This window comes from Roseobacter sp. MH60115, from assembly GCF_015644665.1.
GTDB lineage: Bacteria > Pseudomonadota > Alphaproteobacteria > Rhodobacterales > Rhodobacteraceae > Roseobacter.
Map to the genome: position 1 here is coordinate 771,487 of NZ_JADOBQ010000002.1, position 21,344 is coordinate 792,830.

Here is a 21,344-nt window from a genome sequence, read left to right on the forward strand (position 1 = left end):
CGACATGGCAAATGCAGTCGGAAAAGTAACCCAGGTCATCGGCGCGGTCGTTGACGTTCAATTTGAGGATCACCTGCCGGAGATCCTCAACGCGCTGGAAACGGACAACAACGGTAACCGCCTCGTGCTCGAAGTGGCGCAGCACCTAGGTGAGAACACCGTGCGCGCCATCGCGATGGACGCCACCGAAGGTCTTGTACGTGGTCAGAAGGTAACCGACACGGGCGGGCCGATCTCTATCCCTGTGGGTAACGCCACGCTGGGCCGGATCATGAACGTTGTGGGCGAGCCTGTGGACGAGCAAGGCCCGGTGAATGCGGATGAGACCCGCTCCATCCACCAGGATGCGCCGGAATTCGCGGCCCAGTCGACCACCTCGGAAGTGCTGGAAACCGGCATCAAGGTGATCGACCTGCTGGCCCCTTACGCGAAGGGCGGCAAGATCGGTCTCTTCGGCGGTGCGGGCGTGGGTAAGACCGTTCTCATCATGGAACTGATCAACAACATCGCCAAGGTGCACTCGGGCTACTCCGTGTTCGCCGGTGTGGGGGAGCGGACCCGCGAGGGCAACGACCTTTACCACGAGATGATCGAATCCAACGTGATCGACCCCGAGAACCTGGAGAATTCCCAGGTGGCCCTGGTCTATGGCCAGATGAACGAGCCTCCCGGAGCGCGGATGCGTGTGGCTCTGACCGGCCTCACCCTGGCCGAGCAGTTCCGCGACCAGTCGGGGACAGACGTTCTGTTCTTCGTCGACAACATCTTCCGCTTTACACAGGCCGGTTCCGAAGTGTCCGCCCTTCTGGGTCGGATCCCCTCTGCCGTGGGCTACCAGCCGACACTGGCCACCGACATGGGCGCGATGCAGGAACGCATCACCTCGACCAAAGCGGGCTCGATTACTTCGGTGCAAGCGGTCTACGTGCCTGCGGACGACCTGACCGACCCGGCACCTGCGACCTCATTCGCGCACCTCGATGCGACGACGGTTCTGTCCCGTGCGATCTCCGAGCTGGGCATCTACCCAGCGGTGGACCCGCTTGATTCCACATCGCGTCTGATGGACCCGGCTGTGGTGGGTGAAGAGCACTATCAGGTGGCGCGTGACGTGCAGGGCATCCTGCAGCGCTACAAGTCGCTGCAGGACATCATCGCGATCCTCGGCATGGACGAGCTGTCGGAAGAAGACAAGCTGACCGTGGCCCGTGCCCGGAAAATCCAGCGCTTCCTCAGCCAACCCTTCGACGTGGCCAAGGTCTTCACCGGCTCGGACGGTGTGCAGGTCCCGCTGACCGAGACCATCGAGAGCTTCAAGGCGGTTGTGGCCGGTGAATACGACCACCTGCCCGAAGGTGCGTTCTACATGGTGGGCGGCATCGAGGAAGTGAAAGCCAAAGCCGAAAAAATGGCGGCCGACGCCGCCTAAGGAGGCCTCTGATGGCAGATACAACGCAATTCGATCTGGTGTCGCCCGAGCGGCGGTTGGCCTCGGCTGCCGTCACTGCGGTGCAGATTCCCGGCGCTGACGGTGACATGACGGCAATGGCGGGGCATGCCCCCACGATCACCACCCTGCGTCCCGGCGTGCTCAGCACCGAAGGCCCTGACGGCACTTCCGAATATGTGGTCACCGGCGGTTTCGCCGAGATCACGGCGGCGGGCGTCACGGTGCTGGCCGAACGCGCCATGCCCAAGGCCGAGGTGACAGCGGACGATATGGCCGCGCTGGTCAAAGAGGCCGAAGAGGCGCTGGCACATGCCAAGGAGACCTTTGTCAACGAGCCGGGCCCCGTCGATGACGCCGCCAAACTGCTCGCCGATATGGTGGCCGTGGGCGATCACATCCGCGTCTGATCCCGCGTCTTCAGGATTTACAGGAAGCCCCCGCAGCGCCGGGGGCTTTTTTCATTTCGTGGTCCTGTTCCTGTCGGGCCACTTTGCGCAGCCACGCCATGAAGGTCCGCAGGTGGGGCGTGCTGCGCCCCGGCACCGTGACCATGTGATAGCCCAGCCCGTTGTCCTTCAGCTCAAAGAGCTTCACCAGCTGCCCACTGCGCACATCCCGCTCGACAATCGAGCTGGGTTGCACGGTCACCCCAAGCCCCGCCAGCGCCGCAGAGAGCGCGAGATCATTGGTGCTCAGCAAGGTGACATCGAGCCCCGCCAGATCAATCCCTTCGCCCTCCAGCACCCGGTGCTGCTCGCGCTCATAGCTGTCCATGACCCAGGGCAGGTCGGCCAGGTCGTGCAAGCTGCGCACCTTGCGCCCGGTGATCAGATCGGGATGCGCCACCGCGCAATAGGCCGCTGCGGTCAGCATTTCCGCCTCCAGCTTCGGCCAGTCGCCCGCGCCATAGCGCACGCCCATATCAAACCCCTCCTGCCGCAGGTCCATGACCGAGCAACTGGGGTTGATGTTCACCTGGATCTCTGGGTGCTTTGACCAGAACTCCCCGATGCGCGGCATCAACCAGCTGCCCGCAAACCCGGGCGTGACGGTGATGTTGATGGGCCGGTCTGCGTTGCGGTCGCGCAGATCGCCCACGGCCTCGGCGATGGTCTGAAACCCGTCGCCCAGCCGCTCGGCCAGTGCACGCCCCGCTGCTGTCGCCGCCACACCGCGCCCCTGTCGCACAAGCAGGCTGTCCGAGAATTCCTGTTCCAGCGCGCGCACATGCTGCGCGATGGCTGCGTGGGTCACATTCAACTCGCGCGCCGCAGCACTCAGACTCTGGTGCCGGGCGGCGGCTTCAAAGGCCCGCAGGGCCGCAAGTGACGGGATGTAGTGCCAATCCATACTGTTAGTTCAACTCACATATTGAAAGCCATATTACTTTGCAGATAACTACATCAGGAACCTATGTTGATCCCAGACAGCAAGGTTGGGAGATCAACATGTTCGCCATACTTTCAGATACGATCAGAATTGCAACCCTGCAAGACGCCTGGAGTAGCCGCCGCGACTACCCGGAAGTCAACGGGTTGATGTCCGAGATGGAGCGCCGGGCAGGCAGCAGAACGGGCCGATGGGCGCATTCTGACAAGCGCGTTCAGCGCTGAAACGCGAGCTGTTTCACGGACTGACGGGGCAGTGACGTGCTACTCGACCGTGTCGATGTAAAGCTTCACCGCCGCATACCAATCGGCATAGGCGCGAATTTCTGCGTTGGTCAGATCGGCAGCGACCTCGGTCATCACCTCATGGGTGCGCTGCCCGGATCGAAACGCCTTGAGCTGTGTGTCGATATAGATGTTGGTCTCACCGGCGAGGTTCGGCACATCATCTGCCAGATGCATGCCATCGGCACCGTGACAGGCCACGCAGAGCTCAGGAGCGCCGGACGGGTCTTCGGTCAACTCCGCCCGCGCCCCATGGCCGCCGTACCACGCCGCGAGGTCCGCGATCTGTTGGTCGCTGAGGTTCGCAGCGACGATGGTCATCATCTCATGCTCGCGCGTGCCATCGCGAAAGGCGGTGAGCTGCGCGCGCAGATAGCTCTCGGGTTCGCCACCGATATGCGGGGCAATGGGGATCGTCGCGAAGCCATCCGCTCCGTGGCAGGTGCGGCACTGACCGGATATCTTGCGCCCCGCGTCGCGGTCGCCCACGAGCTCGGCGGCCAAGGGCCCGGCGCACAACAGCGCGCCGGACAGGATCATCAAAAGCCTCACCGCGTGTACGCGATGCGCCAGATGGCACCCGCGAAGTCATCCGAGACCAGCATCGAGCCATCTTTCAGGAAGGCGATGTCCATGGGCCGCCCACGGTACTCGCCCGTCTCTTCATTCAGCCAGCCATCGGCAAAGACCTGCGCCTCGACTGCATCGCCGGTTTCGGGATCAAGGGCCGTGAACATCACACGCGCGCCCACCGGCGTTGTGCGGTTCCACGAGCCGTGCTGCGCCCAGAAAATCCCGCCATCGTAGGTGTCCGGGAAGCTCGACCCCTCATAGAACTTCATGCCGAGATCTGCCGCATGCGCGGTCAGCTCCAGCTGCGGCTCAACGAATTCCACGCCTTCGGGACGCGGGTGCTCACTTTCGGACATGATCTCCACGCGGCTGTTGGTCCAGGGGAAGCCAAAGTGCTGACCCGCCGCCGTCTGACGATTCAGCTCGCCTGACGGAATGTCATCCCCCATGCCGTCCACCTGGTTGTCGGTCCACCACAGATCACCCGTCTCGGGATGGAAGTCCTGACCGACCGAATTGCGGACCCCGCGGGTGAAGACCTCGCGGCCCGTGCCATCGGTGTTGATGCGGATGATGCCGCCGATGCCGATCTTGTCGTACATCTCGACCTTTGCCGCGGGCTGCACGTTGTGCGGCTGACCCAGCGAGATATAGAGTTTGCCGTCCGGGCCCACGTCACAGACCCGTGCGGTGTGGTTGAAGCTCTCTTCTTCTACCGGCACCAACTCCCCCTGGGGGACCACAACGGCGACCGCCGGGTCGGGCCCTTCAAAGAAGAATTCCGCGGCGGGAAAATTCAGCACACGGTTGCGTTCGGCAATGAAGAGGAAGCCATCCTTGGAGAAACACGGCCCATTGGGCACGTCGAAGGTCACGGAAGGCGCGAAATCCATGACTTCATCAGCCACTCGATCCCGGTCGCGGTCGACGACGGACCAGACCTTGTCCTTGCGGGTGCCCACGAAGGTCACGGTGCCCTGTGGGGCCACGGCCATCGATCGCGCGTCGGGCACAACAGCATAGAGGCTGACCTCAAACCCGTCCGGAACCTTGATATGCGGGATAATCTTCTTCAATGCCTCGGCTCGCTCGCCGGACTGATCGATCATCGTGAAGGTTGCGTCGGTGCGCTGCATATTGGACAGTTTGTCCATATTGTCCTGCGCAACAGCACCCCCTGCCATCGCGACGCTGAGAACAGCGCCCGTGGCGAATTGCATTACTGTCATGAAATTCCTCCCAGATTTCTTGTGTCAGAGTTCCTGCTCGGTCAGGCTTGGCCTCCCTTGTTTGACTGCCATCGCAAAGTATCGGCGCCAAAGGTTAACGCTGTCAACAACCGCCGCGTATGGCTTTTGGTCGTTTGGTGCAGACTTTGGTCGCAATAAAGGCGGCGCCGACGCCAGCCGGTGAGGGAGGTCGCAGCCTGGTCACAGAGCGGACAAAGGCTAGAGGGCTACTCGGCGGCGTAGGTCCCGTCATAGATCGGGCTGAGGGTGTCTGCCTCGAAGAGCGAGGAGACGGACGTGCCGCTCCAGATGTTCAGGATCGCCTGCGCAAAGACAGGCGCGGTGGGCACGACGCGGATGTTCGGAGCCTTCTGGATGGCCTCGGTGGGGGCAATTGAATCCGTGATGACCAGCGATTTCATCACCGAGTTGGTCACCCGCTCCACCGCCGGGCCGGACATAATGCCGTGGGTAATGTAGGAGTGCACTTCCTTGGCCCCGTTTTCGATCAGAACTTCGGCCGCCTTGCAGAGCGTGCCAGCCGTGTCGCACATATCATCCACAATCAGGCAGGTTTTCCCCTTCACGTTCCCGATCACTGTCATTTCTGCGACCTCACCGGGTTTCTCACGACGCTTATCCACAATTGCGAGGGGGGAGTTGATCCGCTTGGCCAACTCGCGCGCACGCGCGACACCGCCGACATCGGGTGAGACGATCATCAGCTCGTTCATGCGCTTTTTGAACGCCGTTCGGATGTCCAGTGCAAAGATCGGCGAGGCATAGAGGTTGTCCACCGGAATGTCGAAAAACCCTTGAATCTGAGCGGCATGCAGGTCCATCGTCAGCACCCGCTCGATGCCGGTACCGACCAGCATATTGGCCACCAGCTTGGCGGTAATCGGGGTGCGCGCCTTGGTGCGGCGATCCTGCCGGGCGTAACCGAAATAGGGCAGCACCGCCGTGACCCGTGCCGCGGACGACCGGCGCAGCGCATCCGCCATGATCAGCAATTCCATCAGGTTATCATTTGCCGGATTCGAGGTCGACTGCAGGATGAACATGTCTTCGCCGCGCACATTCTCGAAGACTTCCACAAAAATCTCACCATCGTTGAACCGCTCGACCCGCGCGTCCACCAATCCGACCTGCTTGCCCCGGTGCATCGACATCCGCCGCGCGATGGCATTGGCCAAGGGCATATTGGCATTGCCAGCGATCAGTTTTGGTTCTTGGAGTTGGGGCATGTGGAACACTTCCTGAAGAGCAGCGGGGGGAGGTTTGTGACAGATTCGTGATGTTGACTTCACCTAACACGGCCTTACCAATCGGCAAAGAACCTCACACCTGTCAGGAGCCTCAAAATGGCGCATATCGATCTCTTTTTCTCTACGCTCTCGCCCTATGCCTACCTGGCCGGGAATCGGGCCGAGGAAGTTGCCGCAAAGCATGGGGCAACGCTGACGTACAAGCCTTTCGATATCCTGGCGCTGTTTCCGCGGACAGGGGGAACGCCGCCCAAGGACCGGCATATCAGCCGGGTGGAGTACCGCGCACAGGAACTGGTGCGTCAGGCCAAGAAACTGGGTCTGCCATTCAACCTGAAGCCCGCGCATTGGCCGACGAACGGTGCGCCGTCGTCTTATGCATTCATTGCCGCGCAAAACGCCGGAGGGGGCGATCTGGGCAAGCTGATGTTCGCGATCTGCCGTGCGGTCTGGGCGGAAGAAAAAGACATCGCCGAAGATGCAGTCGTACGGGCCTGCCTGGAAGAGGCTGGCTTTGATCCGACGCTTGCCGACAGCGGGTTGCTGGAAGGCGCGGAGACCTATGCGGCCAATCTGGAAGAAGCTGTTGAGCGCGGCGTCTTCGGATCCCCGTTCTATATCACGGACAGCGGTCAGCGGTTCTGGGGGCAGGACCGGATCGACGACCTGGACGCGCATCTCGCCGGAGAGCTATGACCTCGACGCCCAGGGCCCACGTCCGGAGGTTCGGGCATGGGAAAAGGGCGGCGCTGACAATCCACTGCACGCTTGCGCATTCTGGTGCCTGGCGTGGCTTGGGTGCAGCATTGGAAGACCACTTTACGCTCACCGCGATTGACCTGCCCGGTCATGGCAAAAGCGAGGACTGGGACCGGCGGCGCGATCTACACGCAGAATGCAGAGATGCCGCCCTGGCGCATCTTGCGACACCGATGGATGTTATCGGCCATTCCTTCGGCGCGACAGTCGCGTTGAGGATTGCCGTCGAGCATCCGCATTTGGTGCGCAGCCTGACGCTGATCGAACCGGTTTTCTTCGCGGCGGCTATCGCAGATGCGCCGGAAGCGATGACAGCGCATGAGATCGAGGCGCAACCGTATTTCGCTGCGCTGGCCGAGGGGGATACCATGGCAGCGGCGCGGCTTTTCAATCGCTTCTGGGGCGACGGCACCAAATGGGATGAGATTCCTGACGGGACGCGCCGCTATATGGCGGACCGGATGCACATCGTGCCAGCGCAGTCCGATGCCATTATTGAGGACAATGCACATATCATGGCCCCCGGTGCTCTGGCCAAGGCCGCGATGCCGACCCTGCTGATCCAGGGGGATCAGACGGCTGACATTATCGATGTGGTTAACAGAAGCCTTGCTGCGCGGATGCCGAATGTCCGGCGGGCCTGGATCGCCGGGGCGGGACATATGGCGCCCCTTACCCATCCAGAGGCGGTGGCGGATGAACTCCTAAGACTGGTCGAAATGGCTTAGGAACAGATCGATCTGCTCCGCGCTGATCGACCAGTCGCAGACCAGACGTGCGGCCAGCATTTCCTCCGGGTCGTCTCCCGCCAGCGACCCTTCCCAGATGTAGTAATGCGCCCCCGCATCCTGCAGCCGTTGGTGGATGCGCCGCGGAAACCGCGCAAAGATCATGTTGGCTTGCGGTTCGTGCAAAAATTCCGCCCCACGGGTGCGGAGACCCTGCGCCAGACGCGCGCAGTTCTCATTGGCGGCCCGGGCGGCCGTCAGCCAGGTGTCATCCTCCAGATAGCCCGCCATCTGCGCCGAGAGATACCGGTGCTTCGAGAAAAGATGCGCGCCGCGTTTGCGTCTCAGCTCGAACTCCCATGCCTTGGATGGATCGAAAAAGACAACGGCTTCCACGCCGAGGCAGCCGTTCTTGGTGCCGCCGAAACTGACGACATCGACACCGGCCTTCCATGTCATCTCGGCCGCCGTACAGCCCAGAGCGACCAGCGCATTGGCAAACCGCGCGCCGTCCAGATGTACCGGCAGATCGAAGGATTTCGCCACGGCTGTCAGGGCGCGCAACTCCTCCAGCGTGTAAACACCGCCGCGTTCGGTCACCTGCGTGAGGGAGACGGGCCCGCGTTGTGGTCCGTGCACGCCGCGCACTTCTTCGGCTGCAATCCGCGCCTGCAGCGCCTCGGGGGTCATCTTGTCGCCGCCCGGCACAAGGCTCAGCTTGGCGCCACCGCTGTAGAATTCGGGCGCGTTGCACTCGTCTTCCTGGATATGCGCCACGTCCGTGCAGAAAACCGTCTGCCAGGGTTGGCTGTAGCAGGCCAGAGCGAGGGCATTCGCCGCCGTGCCGGTTGCGACAAGATAGACCGCTGCCTCCGGCGCTTCGAAAAGGGTGCGGATGCCGGTGCGCACGTCATCCATGAGCACATCGGCCCCGTAGGGCATGGCGTATCCCTCGTTGGCCGCGAGGACACGTTGCATCACCTTCGGATGGGCGGGGCCTGCGTTGTCGGAAGCGAAAAACATCAGACAGGTTCCTCTATGATGTGCTCTTCCCATTCGTCTTCGGGGACATCGAACTCGCTCAGTGTCCATCCCTGAACCGACACGCCCGCGTCATGCACCGATTGCGCGGTGCCACTGATCAGCGGGTGCCAGTCGGGCAGGGGATCGCCCTGCCATAGCAAGCGATAAGCGCAGGTTTCGGGCATCCAATAGGCGTGTGTATCCAGGTTGTCGGGCTTCAGAACGATGCAGTCGGGCACGAACTGATGGCGATTTCCATAGTGGGCGCAGCGACAGGTTGAATCATCCAGCAGACGGCAAGCGATGCGGGTCAGGGCCACCGCGCCACTCTCCTCATCCTCAAGCTTGTTCAGACAGCATTTCCCGCAGCCATCACAAAGCGATTCCCACTCCTTCTGGGTCATCTTCGCAAGCGGTTTGCGTTCCCAGAACCGGTCTTTCAATCCGCTGCGGTCAATCGGGTCGCTCACAGCGCGCTCAATATGTTGCGCGCCGCTGCGCTGTCGGCATCCATCTGGGCGATCAGCGCCTCTAGACCGTCAAACTTTTCTTCCGGGCGCAGATGCTCGACCAGGCCGACGGAGAGGGGGGTGCCGTAAAGATCCCCCTTGAAGTCGAAAATGAAGGTCTCCAGATTGGGTCGGTTTTCGCCGAACATCGGCCGCACGCCCATGGAGGCGACACCATGATAGCTGCCCTGATGCGGTCCTTCGAGCACGTCCACAAGTACCGCGTAGACGCCGAAGGCAGGCGGGTGAAGCCCGTCGATCGACATATTGGCGGTTGGATATCCCAGTTCCCTCCCGCGCTGTTCACCGCCGATCACCGGCCCCTCGATCCGGTGCCAGTGCCCCAGCATCTTTGCCGCCAGCCGAGGATTTCCATCGCTCAGCGCCGTTCGGATCGCGGTGGAGGAAACCGTATGATCCGAATGCGCAATCAGGGGGGCGATGGTGACGCCGAACCCCATTTCCTTCCCAAACGCTTGCAGATGCTCAGCCGTCCCGGCACGCCCTTTGCCAAAGCAGAAATCGGCGCCCACGATCACATGGCGCAGGCCAAACCCATCGGAAATGACCTTGCGGGCGAACTCCTCCGGCGAGAGGGCCGCAAGGGCGGCGTTGAAATTCAGCTCATAGAGCCGTTCCACGCCGAGCTTTTCCAATCGGCTTGCGCGCGCTTCAGGGCCCATGAGCCGGAAGGGCGGCGCGTCGGGTGCAAAGAAACTGCGCGGATGCGGCTCAAAAGTGACGATGCCCAACGGTGCGGCGGGCTCCGCACTGCGTGCCAGATCAATCACCGACTGGTGCCCCAGATGCACGCCGTCAAAGTTGCCAATCGCGGCACTGGCCCCACGGTTTTCGGGAGCGACAAACTGGTAATCTCGGATGATCTTCATCCGTCTTGCCTAGCCGTCACGCGCAGGACACGCAAGCGCGCGCTTACGATCCGAGCGGGTCAGACGGGCGCAAGGAAATCAGTCGAATTTGCGGGAGGGGGCCATGACCGTGGCTTCGCCGATCAGAACCTTCTTGCCGTCCACTTCGCAATGGCATTCCAGCTTCACGCGGCGCTTCGACACCTCGATGTCGATCACCTTAACCTCGGCATGTACGAGATCACCGGGGCGCACGGGCGCGAGAAACTTCAAAGATTGCCCCATGTAGACTGTGCCGTGCCCGGGGAGCTGTTCGCCAATTACCGCCGAGATCAACCCGGCGGTCAGCATCCCGTGGGCGATCCGCCCCTGAAAGATCGTGTCGCGGGCATAGTCATCATCCAGATGCACCGGGTTCCGGTCTGTCGAGATCTGCGCGAACATCTCGATGTCTTCGTCGGTCACCACCTTCTGCAGGTAGCGTGACATCCCCATTTCAATGTCTTCGATGCAGATCGTGCCGCGGGGCAAATTGTCCAACATGATGGCCCTTCCGGTAATTTTCTAATCATTACGTCGTAATTGTTGAAACTTAATTACTTCGCAATTGCAGAAAAGCAAGCGAAAAATAGGTCAGCGAAGGTACCCTATTGTGTAGGTCGGATTGGACATTTCTTTTTGTAGATAAGCGGTTAGCGCGTCCGGGTCCGGTTGGGTTTCTGTTCTGGTCTCCGCGGCTGCAAGGCCGCCAGAGATGAAGAGCGAATCGATATCTTCGCCCATGGCACCTGCGATGTCCGTCAGAACGCCATCGCCGATAGCCAAGATGCGGCTGTCGGGGATATCCGTGCCAAGCGCGGAAAGCCTGCGCCGCGCCAGATCGTAGATCGGCGGATGCGGTTTTCCGAAGTACAGGCTTTCACCACCCATCTCGGCATATAGCTGCGCAAGCGCACCCGCACACCATTCGCGTTGTTCGCCCCGGTCGACGACAATATCCGGGTTGGCGCAGAGCAGTTTGAGCCCGCTTTGCTTGGCCATCAGGAACTCCGGGCGCATCACCGACGGGTCGGCCAGTGGATCACGCGGACCGGTGCAGACGATGCCCTCCGCCTCTTCCAAAGGCACCATGCGAATGTCCACCGGATCTTCGACCACACCGATGGGTTCAAAGAATTTCTCTTCACCCGGATAGCCGATATGCCAGACCTTCTCGCCGACGATGCCGCGGTACATGGCAGAGCGGGCGCTGTCCCCCGACGTGGCAATCGTGTCCCAACTGTTATCCGGCACCCCAAAGGTGATCAGTTGCTTTTCCACACCTGCCCGTGGACGGGGCGAGTTGGTGACCAGCACGACCTTGCCCCCCTGCGCGCGGTAGTTTTGCAGGGCGCTTACGGCCTCGGGCAGGGCGTTGACACCGTTGTGCACGCAGCCCCAGAGGTCCACGAAAAGCGCATCATATTGCGCGGAGATCTCGCTCAGTTGAGTGACAATTCGGCTCATGGACGGTCTGCTCCTATGATGTGAGACAGGCGCAGCGGCCCGGCAAGGCCCGGCGCGAAGACGCCGGGCGCTGAGGTTATACCTTGAGGTTGGGAATGATCTGCTTCTTGCGGCTCATGATGCCGGGCAGAACGACCGTGTCACCGGAAACCGTAGCGTCAAAGCTCTTCTCCGCCACGGTTTTCACCAGATCGTTGGGCACCAGCAGGGTTGCCTCTTCTTCCAGAATATCGACCACGAACAACAGTACCTGATCGGCGCCATCTTCTTCGGCCACACCGGGCATCGCGGCCATCAGCGCGTCTTTGCGGTCCAGCACCATCTGCGGCGAGGTGGTTTCCAGCACGGAGACGCGGAACTGTTTGCCGTCCACTTCATATTCCTTGCTGTCCATCCGCAGCAATTCCGCCTCGGAGAAAGCGGAGACATCGGATTTCGCGGCGAACATCTCGGCCGCATAGGCCTTGATATCGACGCCGAGGTCTTCGGCCAGTTCCCAGGCGATGGCCTTGTCCTCATTGGTGGTTGTCGGGCTGCGAAACTCCAGCGTATCGCTTAGGATGCACGACAACATCGCCCCTTTGATCTCCGTTGGCATCTGCGCCAGGTTCTTGCCGATCATCTTCCACATGATCGTCGCGGTGCAGGCCAGCGGCTCGATACGGATATCGATCGGGCCCTTTGTTTCCAGCCCGCCAACCAGCTTGTGGTGGTCAATGATGCCCTGAATATCCGCATCGTTGATGTTGTCCGGCAATTCGGCGGGGTTGTTGGTATCGACAATCACAACGGGCGTGTCCGCCGCCAGTTCCGTGATGATCTCCGGCTTGTCCAGCGACCAGCGATCCAGCATGAAAAGCGCTTCGGTGTTCGGTTCGCCCAGCAGCACGGGCTTGGCGGCGACACCTTTGATCTGGTTGAGGTACCACGCCCAGATGATGGGGGATCCGGTGCTGTCCGTGTCTGGAGATTTATGGCCAAAAACAAGCGTGCTCATCAGAGATTCCTAGCATTTCAAGGGTCATTTTGCGCGCCTTATAGGAGGCGTGGTCAGCGATGTCACGCCCTGCCGACATCGGCCTTAATGCGGCTTGTCGCTTGGCCTGTGATTTCGATTGGTGATAGGTCTTGCGTATGTCGAAGCCACGCGAAACCGATCTCTATCCGCCAATCAAATCCTTCCTGGAAGAACAGGGGTATGTGGTCAAATCGGAAGTCGGTGCGGTGGACGTCATGGCGGTGCGTGGTGGGGAGGCGCCGGTGGTGGTCGAGTTGAAGCTCGGGTTCTCGCTGTCGCTCTTCCATCAATGCGTGGCCCGTCAATCGTTGACGGAAGACGTCTATCTGGCGGTGCCGCGTCAGACCGGCAAGCGATTTGCCAAGTCTGTCAAAGACAATCTGAAACTTGCGCGCCGCTTGGGGCTTGGCATGATCACCGTGCGTCTGTCGGATGGATTGGTTCAGGTGCATTGCGACCCGGGTCTTTACCAGCCTCGTAAATCCAAGCAGCGCGAAGGCGCTTTGCTGCGCGAATTTGCCCGGCGACGGGGCGATCCCAACGATGGGGGGCAGACGCGCAGTGGGCTTGTAACGGCGTACAGGCAGGACACGCTGAAGATCGCGCTCTACTTGTATGAGGCCGGTGCAAGCAAGGGGGCCGATGTGGCCCGCGAGACCGGTGTTCCACGCGCCACGCGCATGATGGCCGATGACCATTATGGTTGGTTTGAACGGGTGGAGACCGGGATATACGGTTTGACACCGGCTGGTGCTGCAGCAGTTGCCGAGAGCGCCAAGGTGCTGGGCGCGGACTGAGCTATTGCTGCGATGCAGCAGGCAAAAACCGGCAAATGGCATGAATTTTCACAAACCGATTGGTTGACAGGCCGATGGCACATGCCTAGCTATGCGCCGTTAGCACTCAGATGAGTTGAGTGCTAACGACCCGGGTGCAAGGCAATGTCGTTCGGGTCAACTGGGAGAAACTTTGAGCCTTAAGGAGCTGCAAAGATGGCATTGAAACCGCTTCATGACCGCGTGCTGGTACGCCGCACGGAAAGCGAAGAGAAAACTGCTGGCGGGCTGATCATCCCCGATAGTGCAAAAGAGAAACCATCCGAGGGCGAAGTTGTCGCCGTGGGTGCCGGTGCACGCAAAGACAGCGGCGAGCTGATCGAGATGGCCGTCAAAGCCGGTGACAAGATCCTGTTCGGCAAATGGTCCGGTACGGAAGTCACGCTCGACGGTGAAGAACTGCTGATGATGAAGGAAAGCGACATCATGGGGATCATCGAGTAAGCCGTCGCGCTGCTCTGATTTTCAATCGCTGAACTCGAAATAGATATTCTCAAGAGGAGAAAACAACATGGCTGCTAAGGACGTCAAATTCGACACCGATGCCCGTAACCGTATGCTCAAGGGTGTGAACATCCTTGCAGACGCGGTCAAAGTCACGCTGGGTCCAAAAGGCCGCAACGTGGTTCTGGACAAATCCTTCGGCGCACCGCGCATCACCAAGGACGGTGTTTCCGTTGCCAAAGAGATCGAACTGGAAGACAAGTTCGAGAACATGGGCGCGCAGATGGTCAAGGAAGTTGCATCGCGCACCAATGACGAAGCGGGTGACGGTACAACAACGGCAACCGTTCTGGCGCAAGCCATCGTCAAAGAGGGCATGAAGTCGGTTGCTGCCGGTATGAACCCGATGGACCTCAAGCGCGGCATTGATCTGGCGACAACCAAAGTCGTCGAATCGATCAAAGCGGCATCGCGTCCTGTTTCCGACAGCGATGAGGTTGCTCAGGTCGGTACGATCTCTGCCAATGGCGAAGCGGAAATCGGTCAACAAATCGCGGATGCGATGCAGAAAGTTGGCAACGAGGGTGTGATCACCGTCGAGGAAAACAAAGGTCTGGAAACAGAAACAGACGTCGTCGAGGGTATGCAATTCGACCGCGGCTACCTGTCCCCCTACTTTGTCACCAACGCCGACAAGATGACCACCGAGCTGGAAGACTGCATCGTGTTGCTGCACGAGAAGAAACTGTCTTCGCTGCAGCCCATGGTGCCGCTGCTGGAGCAAGTGATCCAGTCGCAAAAACCGCTTCTGATTGTTGCAGAAGACGTCGAAGGTGAAGCGCTGGCAACTCTGGTTGTGAACAAGCTACGCGGTGGTCTGAAAATTGCGGCTGTGAAAGCCCCTGGTTTCGGTGATCGTCGCAAAGCGATGTTGCAGGACCTTGCGATTCTCACAGGCGGTCAGGTCATTTCCGAAGATCTGGGCATGAAGCTTGAGTCGGTGACAATGGACATGCTGGGCTCCGCCAAGAAAGTTCAGATCACCAAGGATGAGACAACCATCGTCGATGGCGCGGGCGAGAAGGCCGAGATCGAAGCACGCGTTGCTCAGATCCGCACGCAGATCGAAGAGACCACATCGGACTACGACCGTGAAAAGCTGCAAGAGCGCGTTGCCAAACTGGCAGGTGGTGTTGCGGTGATCCGCGTCGGCGGCATGACCGAAGTGGAAGTGAAAGAGCGCAAAGACCGTGTCGATGACGCGCTGAACGCGACCCGCGCTGCCGTTCAGGAAGGTATCGTTGTCGGCGGTGGTGTTGCGCTGGTTCAGGCCGGTAAAACGCTTGAAGGCCTGAAGGGCGACAACAACGATCAGAACGTCGGTGTCTCCATCGTGCGCAAGGCGCTTGAATCACCTCTGCGTCAGATCGCTGAAAACGCAGGCGTGGACGGCTCCGTCGTGGCTGGCAAAATTCGCGAGAGCGATGACCTGAAGTTCGGCTTCAACGCGCAGACCGAAGAATATGGCGACATGTTCAAGTTCGGTGTGATCGATCCTGCCAAAGTTGTGCGTACTGCGCTGCAAGATGCAGCTTCGATCGCCGGCCTTCTGATCACGACAGAAGCCATGGTTGCAGACAAGCCGGCCAAAGAGGGCGCAGCCCCCGCAGGCGGCATGCCCGACATGGGCGGCATGGGCGGCATGATGTAAGCCACGCCACCAGGCAAAAATGGAGGGCTCGCCGCAAGGCGGGCCCTTTTTTGTCTGGAAGGCGCTGTTTTGAGAGCAAACAGGCCCATCTGGGGGAAAACCCTTGCGCGAGTGTCGAGAGAGACGGGACCAGAATCGCGTGATCCCGCTTTCATCAGTTGTCAGGTCGGCAACTCGACAATCCTCGAATAACTGCCCAGCATCTCCAACGCTTCCGAGAATGTTTCACTCGGGTTTTCCTTGACCAGATAACCGGCAACGTTTTTGCTGTAAGCCGATTGGATGTCATGCGGCATGTCGGAGGTGGTGAACACGAATACGACTGTTCGTTGAAGAGCCGGATCCGCGCGGATAGACTCCAGAAACTCCAACCCATTCATACGCGGCATGTTGAGATCCAATGTCACGATGAATGGGGGCAATCCACTCGGCCCCTCCCGTGCGGCGGCCTGCAGAATGTCCAGAGCTTCCTGTCCGTCTTTCGCAACCAGTGTTTTGTTCACAATCTTCAGTTTTTTTAACGCCCGTTTCATCGCCATGATGCTGATGAGATCGTCATCCACCAGAAGGAACGTGGCTTCTTTTGTTCTATCCTGCATCGTCAAAACCTCTTGTTAAGGTGTCACTTCTTATGCCGCATCAGCCTGTGTTGCTTGTGAGGTTTCAGCGCATTCCTCAGCAGGGAAGCTGAAACGGAAACGAGCGCCGCGTCCCTTTTCCGGATTGGAGTCCAGCACGATGTCAGCCTTGTAGCGGTCCAGTAGTTTACGAATGATTGCGAGGCCCAATCCGCTGCCCTCTACCTCGTCGCGCGGGCGCAGGGTCTGAAACAGCTGATAAATCCGCTCCTGATACTCCTGTGGAATGCCGGGACCATCATCCGCGACCTCGACAAAGAACTGGTCGCCCTCAAAGTGTGCCGAAACCGTGATGTTGCCAGTGGTGCAATCATGATGCTTTATCGCGTTTGAAATCAGGTTGATCAGAATTTGTGTCAAAGGCGTTGTATGTGTTCGAATTTCGCCGACCTCTCCGGTGTACTTGATCCTGAAGCCGTCCTTGGGATTCAACATGGTGGAAATCTGATCGATCAGTCGCGCCATGTCCAAATCGGCGAGACCATCGTTCTCTTGCCCGGCGCGCGCATAGTCCAGAAGGTCGGTTAGCAGCCTGTCCAGTCTCTTTGCCCGGCTCTGCATCATTTCGAGATAGCTGCGGCTGTCGGTCGACAGTGCGTTTTCCTCATCCTCCAGCGTCCATTCTGCCAGATCATACACAGCGCGGAGTGGCGAGCGCAAATCGTGGGCTGCAACATATGCGAAGCGTTCAAGATCCACATTGGAGCGCTTCAACTCCTCGGCATTCTGTTTGAAAATCGACAGCGCGCGTGCCAGATCGCCCAGTTCATCTTGCCCCCCGACGTCGATCTTATGATCAAGGTTGCCCTCTGCAATCTCGCGCACTGCATGATGCAGGCGACCCATTCTGCTGTTGATTTGCTTTTCGATGATGATCGAGTTGCCGACCAGCGTGGTCATGGCGGCCAGAAGCAGGGATACCGCCAGAACCAGCGATAACAGCTGTGTTGCAGTGTTCAAAAGCTGAGATTTCTCGGCAACCGATGCGACCGACTGCTCTGTCAACACTTCAACGAATTGCGATATCTCGCTTGCAAGTGCCACTCGCGCCTGCCGCAGCGCAATTAGCTTTTCCTTGTGAGCGAGCCGCGCTTCCCCGATCGCGATCAAACCCGCGTCGCCGAGCAGCCCGGAATTCAGTCTGATCGTCAGCCCTGCGAGTTCCGTTCGCTGTGCGCTCGGATTGATCTGCGCAAGAATAGAAGCGATACGCCTCAGCTTGCGCTCCAAAGTGGTGCGCAGTTGAAAAAAAGTTTTTGCAGTTTCATTACCTTGATCGAACCTTGCCAGGTCGATTACGGTTTCAATATCCATAGAGAGGCTGTTGAGGTTGAGAGAGGCCAGAAACAGATCGGAGAACAACTGGTCAATGATGTCGACAGATTCGATGCTCCCCTCGCGTGCTTGGCTCAGTAGGGCTTCAATCTCTACGGTGATTTGATAGTTCAGGCTTTCAAGCGCCTTACGTGCATCGGTCCTGACGCCGGTGAGTTCTCGCTTGAGAGCCTCAAGCTGAGCTTCTGTCCGGAAAAGCGTTTTTTTCTGTTCAAAAAGCTCTTCAGTTGAGCTTTCCAAACGATCGAGCCTGGCAATCAGGCGGTCGGTCAGGTCAGAGTGTTCACGCGCCTCCGCAACATCTAAGACCTGGTCACGAAAGCCCTGAATCTTCAACAGCAATTCGTCTTGCGCTTTGCTCAGTTGACTTGCGTTCTCGGCAAGGGTTGCGCGTTCCAACGACATGAACATGTTGCTTAATTCGCGCTCAACCGCTTGCGTTTGAATCAGAACCGGCAGGGCGCCCTGGGTCAAAGCCCTATGTGCGGACGAGATATCCCGGAGTTGCACAAAACCGGCAAGGCAGGCCGCAACGGTGACGAGGCCCCCCACCAACAGAAGCAACCGCAATCGGGTGACAATTCCGGAGAACAGGCCGCGTTTCATGGGCTGGAGTGTCTTTGGCGTTTTCACACCGGAGGGAATACACAGGATGGTTTAAACTTATCTTAAGTGCAGAAAACTAGGTTCATGGCACCGCCGGGAGGATTGCGCGCATGTCGAACCTGAAAATAACCTCTAGGGCGTCTTTATCGCGCCGATCGCTTTTGCAGTCAGCTGCGGCGCTTGGTGTCTCGGGTGTACTGCCGGTAGGCGCGATGGGCCAATCCAGTCTGCCGTTGCATGCGCAGGTCGCCGCATGGGTGAAGGATGTTGTCGGTGCCAAACCGGGTGTTTTGTCCGTGTTGTGTCCTGATGGCTCTCAAAAGAATCTCGAACCGATCGCGCGGGCATTCACGGAGATGACGGGCGTGGAAATCAAACTCCGCATCGTCCCATCCGAGAGCTTGAATACACAGATCGCGCTGGAAGTGATCGCGGGTGAGAGCCAGTTCGACGTCGCCTTGCCGGCGACCTTTGGGGTTGCTGATCTGGTCGCATCGGATGTCGTGTTGCCGCTCGATACATTCGTTTCGGAGTATGAGCCGGCGTCGTTCCGCGATGACGCCCTCTATCGTATCGGCGACAGTTTTGATCACAAAACATATGGATTTCAGGCGGATGGTGACGCCTATCTCATGTTCTATCACAAGGACATGCTTGAAAATCCGACGGAGGCGGCTGGGTACGAAGACAGGTTCGGCACCTCTCTGGATGTACCGCAAAGCTGGGCGGAACTGGACCGTCAGATGGAGTGGTTTCACCGTCCCGAAGACAATCAATGGGGCGGCATGCTTCTGCGGGCCTCCGGATATCTTGCTTGGGAGTGGTGGGTGCGCTTTCACGCATATGGTGTATGGCCGTTTTCGGAAGATATGGTCTCTCAGATCGACTCGGTGGAAGGTCAGGCCGCTCTGGACGACATGATCCGGTCAGCTGAATTTCTTCATCCAGATGCAAAAAATTCAACGTTTTCAGAAACATGGAGGACGTTTGCTGAGGGGAGATCCTATTGCAATATCGGCTGGGGTGGGTCGCAGAAATACTACAATCGGTCTGGCTCTGCCGTGAAAAACCGATTGAGCTATGGCCCGACACCGGGTGGGGCGATTGGCCCCGGCGGCGCCGTCGTGCCGATTCCCTATTTCAACTGGGGATGGAGTTACGTGATCAACCGGGCCTCGACGCAACCTCGCGTCGGATATCTGTTTTCGCTTTTTGCCTCGAGTCCGGAAATGTCGACAAGGGCGGTGCGCGAAAGTGGCGGCTTTTTCGATCCGACCCGGCCTGAGCATTACAATGACCCTGTTATTCAGGACGTGTATTCCAAGCCGTTTCTGGATGTGCACAAGGACAGCTTACAACAGGCGATTCCCGATCTCTACCTGATGGGCCAGGCCGAGTACTTCCGTGTTCTGAACGAAGCGCTGGCCGATGCGATCAATGGAAATGTCACGTCAAAGAACGCGCTGAAACGCGCCTCGCAGCTTTGGGAAATGATTACCAGCCGCATCGGGAGGGCTGCGCAAATCAACAGATGGCAACAACTGAGAGCGAAATACCCCCCTGCCGTCTCCCAATACTTGCGAGACAAAAATGAAGCGTGAAATTCACTCCCGTTAATAGTGTATTCAGCGCTCTTTCCTATGCTGCAGCGGACAAGAAATCTCAGGGCCCTTTTTTCCATGACACGACATGTTTCTTCGTATGGTGCAACTGCGAAATCCACACCGGTGATGACATCTCCTTCATCGAAGGATTTTGAGGATTTTATCTATCTCATCAGTCATGATGTGCGCAATTCCGTGCGCGCACTGATCGAATTGCCACAATGGATCGCGGAAGACCTGACGGAGGCGGGGGTGCGTGTAGAGGGCTCTGTTGCTGAGAGCATCGATCTGATGAACAGGCACACTGGTCGGCTGGATCGCATGCTGGTTGACCTGCTGACATTCTCACGGGTGGGACGCATGCAGTCCGTTGAAGAGGTCGATCTCAACCAAGCGCTGAATGATGTGCTGGAGGAGATGCATATCCCGTCTGGCTTCAAAGTCGTGCGCGCCTTGGATTGTGATCGGATCAGCATCGGGGACAGGGACATCCTGACCCTGCTCACAGCGCTCATTTCCAATGCGATCAAGCATCATGACCGAACCGTTGGAAAAGTGATTGTTTCCTCGTACCGCGACAATGACCAAATCGTCGTTTCGGTCCGTGACAACGGCCCTGGCATTCCGGCAGGATTTCACGAGAAGGTTTTCGGCGCAATGACAACGCTGCGGCCGCGCGATGAGATTGAGGGCAGCGGTATGGGCTTGGCCGTCACGCGCAAGATAGCGCAATACTATGATGGGGACGTCCGCATTATCGAAAATCCCGAAGGCCGCGGGGCCACAATTGAAGTGCGCCTCGCCGCTTAGGCACAACCCGTCCCAAAGCATATACAAAAACCGATAGCTAACTTTACTTCTAGTGAAGATGTCGCCCGTGAATGCCTCTTGTCTGGGCATGTCGACGAAAGAGTTCTAGCCTATTTGAGACCTGTCAGCATTTCCGGTTTGTACGACGGATTTCTCACGCGGGTCGCCTTCTGGTTTCGCCGCATCGATCCATCCTGCCTCCACACTGGTCTAGAAAACGTCCAAGACGGAAGCGTGTCGCGAACGTATAGTGGCATGTGGTCCAAACTCCGGTGCCTCTCTTTTCCCCCGTTTCGCGGCGGCAGCAATCAACAGGGCAGGATAAGAATTGGAAGCACTCGAATTGCTCGCCAAAGCAACCAAAGTTCGCCGGATTTGACCTTCAATGCGAGGAGGCGCTCATGCTGCTTCGCTTAGCGTAGTACAGCAAAAGCCCCCACCGGAGCGGAACCTATGATGGTCCCCGCAAAGAGGGTCGGCTGGTATGGTTGAGGTGCCTATGCTGACCGATTGCACCTCGCGAAAAAGCGGGACGGTCGGAAGAATAAACGCAGTCGAAAGGGCTGTGTGAAAAAGAGTGGGAAGGTCAAACAAGCAAACTGAGAAGGGATGTATTGAAGGCAAGAAGACTCCGCCTCTACCTAAGTACAGCGGGCTTCTGCCAACTTCATTCGCGACGCCGAGCCAGTACCAGCTGCAAAATTCAATGATGAGAATGGGTTGGCGACTGGGAATGGAACGTCTATTGCGGTGTG

22 protein-coding genes are annotated in these 21,344 nt (G+C 58.8%); 10 read left to right on the forward strand and 12 right to left on the reverse strand.

The window, feature by feature from the left end:
- The first annotated feature begins 4 nt into the window (after positions 1–4).
- Both atpD and ISX84_RS09395 read left to right on the forward strand, forming a co-directional pair.
- The gene (gene atpD / locus ISX84_RS09390; RefSeq protein WP_195820066.1) at positions 5–1,429 is read left to right on the forward strand and encodes a F0F1 ATP synthase subunit beta; all 1,425 of its coding nucleotides are present in this window, start codon (positions 5–7) and stop codon (positions 1,427–1,429) included.
- An 11-nt stretch (positions 1,430–1,440) separates the two neighbouring features.
- Entirely contained in the window at positions 1,441–1,857 is a 417-nt protein-coding gene (locus ISX84_RS09395; protein WP_195820067.1) for a F0F1 ATP synthase subunit epsilon, read from the forward strand.
- 10 nt (positions 1,858–1,867) lie between these two features.
- Here the strand turns inward: ISX84_RS09395 and ISX84_RS09400 are convergent, their stop codons facing one another.
- Positions 1,868–2,800: a LysR family transcriptional regulator gene (locus ISX84_RS09400; protein ID WP_195820068.1), complete on the reverse strand. Its 933-nt coding sequence runs from the start codon at positions 2,798–2,800 to the stop codon at positions 1,868–1,870.
- A gap of 98 nt (positions 2,801–2,898) precedes the next feature.
- Here ISX84_RS09400 and ISX84_RS09405 point away from each other — a divergent pair, with 98 nt between their 5' ends.
- Positions 2,899–3,063, forward strand: a complete 165-nt coding sequence (locus ISX84_RS09405; protein ID WP_195820069.1) for a hypothetical protein — start codon at positions 2,899–2,901, stop codon at positions 3,061–3,063.
- Between the two features lie 39 nt (positions 3,064–3,102).
- Here ISX84_RS09405 and ISX84_RS09410 read toward each other — a convergent pair whose 3' ends face one another.
- The 3 genes from ISX84_RS09410 to ISX84_RS09420 all read right to left on the reverse strand — a co-directional run bounded on the left by ISX84_RS09410 (position 3,103) and on the right by ISX84_RS09420 (position 6,172).
- Positions 3,103–3,663: a c-type cytochrome gene (locus ISX84_RS09410; RefSeq protein WP_195820070.1), complete on the reverse strand. Its 561-nt coding sequence runs from the start codon at positions 3,661–3,663 to the stop codon at positions 3,103–3,105.
- 8 nt (positions 3,664–3,671) lie between these two features.
- Positions 3,672–4,925: a PQQ-dependent sugar dehydrogenase gene (locus tag ISX84_RS09415; RefSeq protein WP_442800617.1), complete on the reverse strand. Its 1,254-nt coding sequence runs from the start codon at positions 4,923–4,925 to the stop codon at positions 3,672–3,674.
- Positions 4,926–5,152: 227 nt separating this feature from the next.
- Positions 5,153–6,172: a ribose-phosphate pyrophosphokinase gene (locus tag ISX84_RS09420; RefSeq protein WP_195820071.1), complete on the reverse strand. Its 1,020-nt coding sequence runs from the start codon at positions 6,170–6,172 to the stop codon at positions 5,153–5,155.
- Positions 6,173–6,289: 117 nt separating this feature from the next.
- On the opposite strand from ISX84_RS09420, the gene ISX84_RS09425 reads away from it, so the two are divergent.
- Together ISX84_RS09425 and ISX84_RS09430 are read left to right on the forward strand one after the other, a co-directional pair.
- Positions 6,290–6,889, forward strand: a complete 600-nt coding sequence (locus ISX84_RS09425; RefSeq protein WP_195820072.1) for a 2-hydroxychromene-2-carboxylate isomerase — start codon at positions 6,290–6,292, stop codon at positions 6,887–6,889.
- Positions 6,886–7,680: an alpha/beta fold hydrolase gene (locus ISX84_RS09430; protein ID WP_195820073.1), complete on the forward strand. Its 795-nt coding sequence runs from the start codon at positions 6,886–6,888 to the stop codon at positions 7,678–7,680. Before ISX84_RS09425 ends, ISX84_RS09430 begins: the two co-directional genes overlap by 4 nt.
- Here the strand turns inward: ISX84_RS09430 and ISX84_RS09435 are convergent.
- From ISX84_RS09435 to ISX84_RS09460, 6 genes are all read right to left on the reverse strand, one after another.
- Positions 7,657–8,703, reverse strand: a complete 1,047-nt coding sequence (locus ISX84_RS09435; RefSeq protein ID WP_195820074.1) for a threonine aldolase family protein — start codon at positions 8,701–8,703, stop codon at positions 7,657–7,659. The genes ISX84_RS09430 and ISX84_RS09435 overlap by 24 nt on opposite strands.
- Positions 8,703–9,173: a YcgN family cysteine cluster protein gene (locus ISX84_RS09440; RefSeq protein ID WP_195820075.1), complete on the reverse strand. Its 471-nt coding sequence runs from the start codon at positions 9,171–9,173 to the stop codon at positions 8,703–8,705. Before ISX84_RS09440 ends, ISX84_RS09435 begins: the two co-directional genes overlap by 1 nt.
- On the reverse strand, positions 9,170–10,102 hold the full coding sequence (locus ISX84_RS09445) for a bifunctional riboflavin kinase/FAD synthetase (protein ID WP_195820076.1): 933 nt from the start codon (positions 10,100–10,102) through the stop codon (positions 9,170–9,172). Before ISX84_RS09445 ends, ISX84_RS09440 begins: the two co-directional genes overlap by 4 nt.
- Before the next feature lie 78 nt (positions 10,103–10,180).
- Positions 10,181–10,624, reverse strand: a complete 444-nt coding sequence (locus ISX84_RS09450) for a MaoC family dehydratase (RefSeq protein WP_195820077.1) — start codon at positions 10,622–10,624, stop codon at positions 10,181–10,183.
- Positions 10,625–10,714: 90 nt separating this feature from the next.
- Entirely contained in the window at positions 10,715–11,587 is an 873-nt protein-coding gene (locus ISX84_RS09455; protein ID WP_195820078.1) for a TIGR01459 family HAD-type hydrolase, read from the reverse strand.
- A 76-nt stretch (positions 11,588–11,663) separates the two neighbouring features.
- Entirely contained in the window at positions 11,664–12,584 is a 921-nt protein-coding gene (locus ISX84_RS09460; RefSeq protein ID WP_195820079.1) for a manganese-dependent inorganic pyrophosphatase, read from the reverse strand.
- A gap of 137 nt (positions 12,585–12,721) precedes the next feature.
- Between ISX84_RS09460 and ISX84_RS09465 the strand changes: the two genes are divergently transcribed.
- The 3 genes from ISX84_RS09465 to groL all read left to right on the forward strand — a co-directional run bounded on the left by ISX84_RS09465 (position 12,722) and on the right by groL (position 15,596).
- Positions 12,722–13,402 carry a DUF2161 domain-containing phosphodiesterase gene (locus ISX84_RS09465; protein WP_195820080.1) on the forward strand — a complete coding sequence of 227 codons (681 nt, stop codon included), beginning with the start codon at positions 12,722–12,724 and terminating at the stop codon, positions 13,400–13,402.
- A 195-nt stretch (positions 13,403–13,597) separates the two neighbouring features.
- Entirely contained in the window at positions 13,598–13,885 is a 288-nt protein-coding gene (gene groES, locus ISX84_RS09470) for a co-chaperone GroES (RefSeq protein ID WP_159980541.1), read from the forward strand.
- A gap of 67 nt (positions 13,886–13,952) precedes the next feature.
- Positions 13,953–15,596 carry a chaperonin GroEL gene (gene groL / locus ISX84_RS09475; protein ID WP_195820081.1) on the forward strand — a complete coding sequence of 548 codons (1,644 nt, stop codon included), beginning with the start codon at positions 13,953–13,955 and terminating at the stop codon, positions 15,594–15,596.
- A 161-nt stretch (positions 15,597–15,757) separates the two neighbouring features.
- Here groL and ISX84_RS09480 read toward each other — a convergent pair whose 3' ends face one another.
- Both ISX84_RS09480 and ISX84_RS09485 read right to left on the reverse strand, forming a co-directional pair.
- Positions 15,758–16,195 carry a response regulator gene (locus ISX84_RS09480; RefSeq protein WP_195820082.1) on the reverse strand — a complete coding sequence of 146 codons (438 nt, stop codon included), beginning with the start codon at positions 16,193–16,195 and terminating at the stop codon, positions 15,758–15,760.
- A gap of 30 nt (positions 16,196–16,225) precedes the next feature.
- Positions 16,226–18,175 carry an ATP-binding protein gene (locus ISX84_RS09485; protein ID WP_195820083.1) on the reverse strand — a complete coding sequence of 650 codons (1,950 nt, stop codon included), beginning with the start codon at positions 18,173–18,175 and terminating at the stop codon, positions 16,226–16,228.
- Between the two features lie 110 nt (positions 18,176–18,285).
- Here ISX84_RS09485 and ISX84_RS09490 point away from each other — a divergent pair, with 110 nt between their 5' ends.
- Together ISX84_RS09490 and ISX84_RS09495 are read left to right on the forward strand one after the other, a co-directional pair.
- Positions 18,286–19,776: an extracellular solute-binding protein gene (locus ISX84_RS09490; RefSeq protein ID WP_195820084.1), complete on the forward strand. Its 1,491-nt coding sequence runs from the start codon at positions 18,286–18,288 to the stop codon at positions 19,774–19,776.
- Positions 19,777–19,905: 129 nt separating this feature from the next.
- Positions 19,906–20,589: a sensor histidine kinase gene (locus ISX84_RS09495; RefSeq protein WP_195820085.1), complete on the forward strand. Its 684-nt coding sequence runs from the start codon at positions 19,906–19,908 to the stop codon at positions 20,587–20,589.
- Positions 20,590–21,344: the final 755 nt, after the last annotated feature.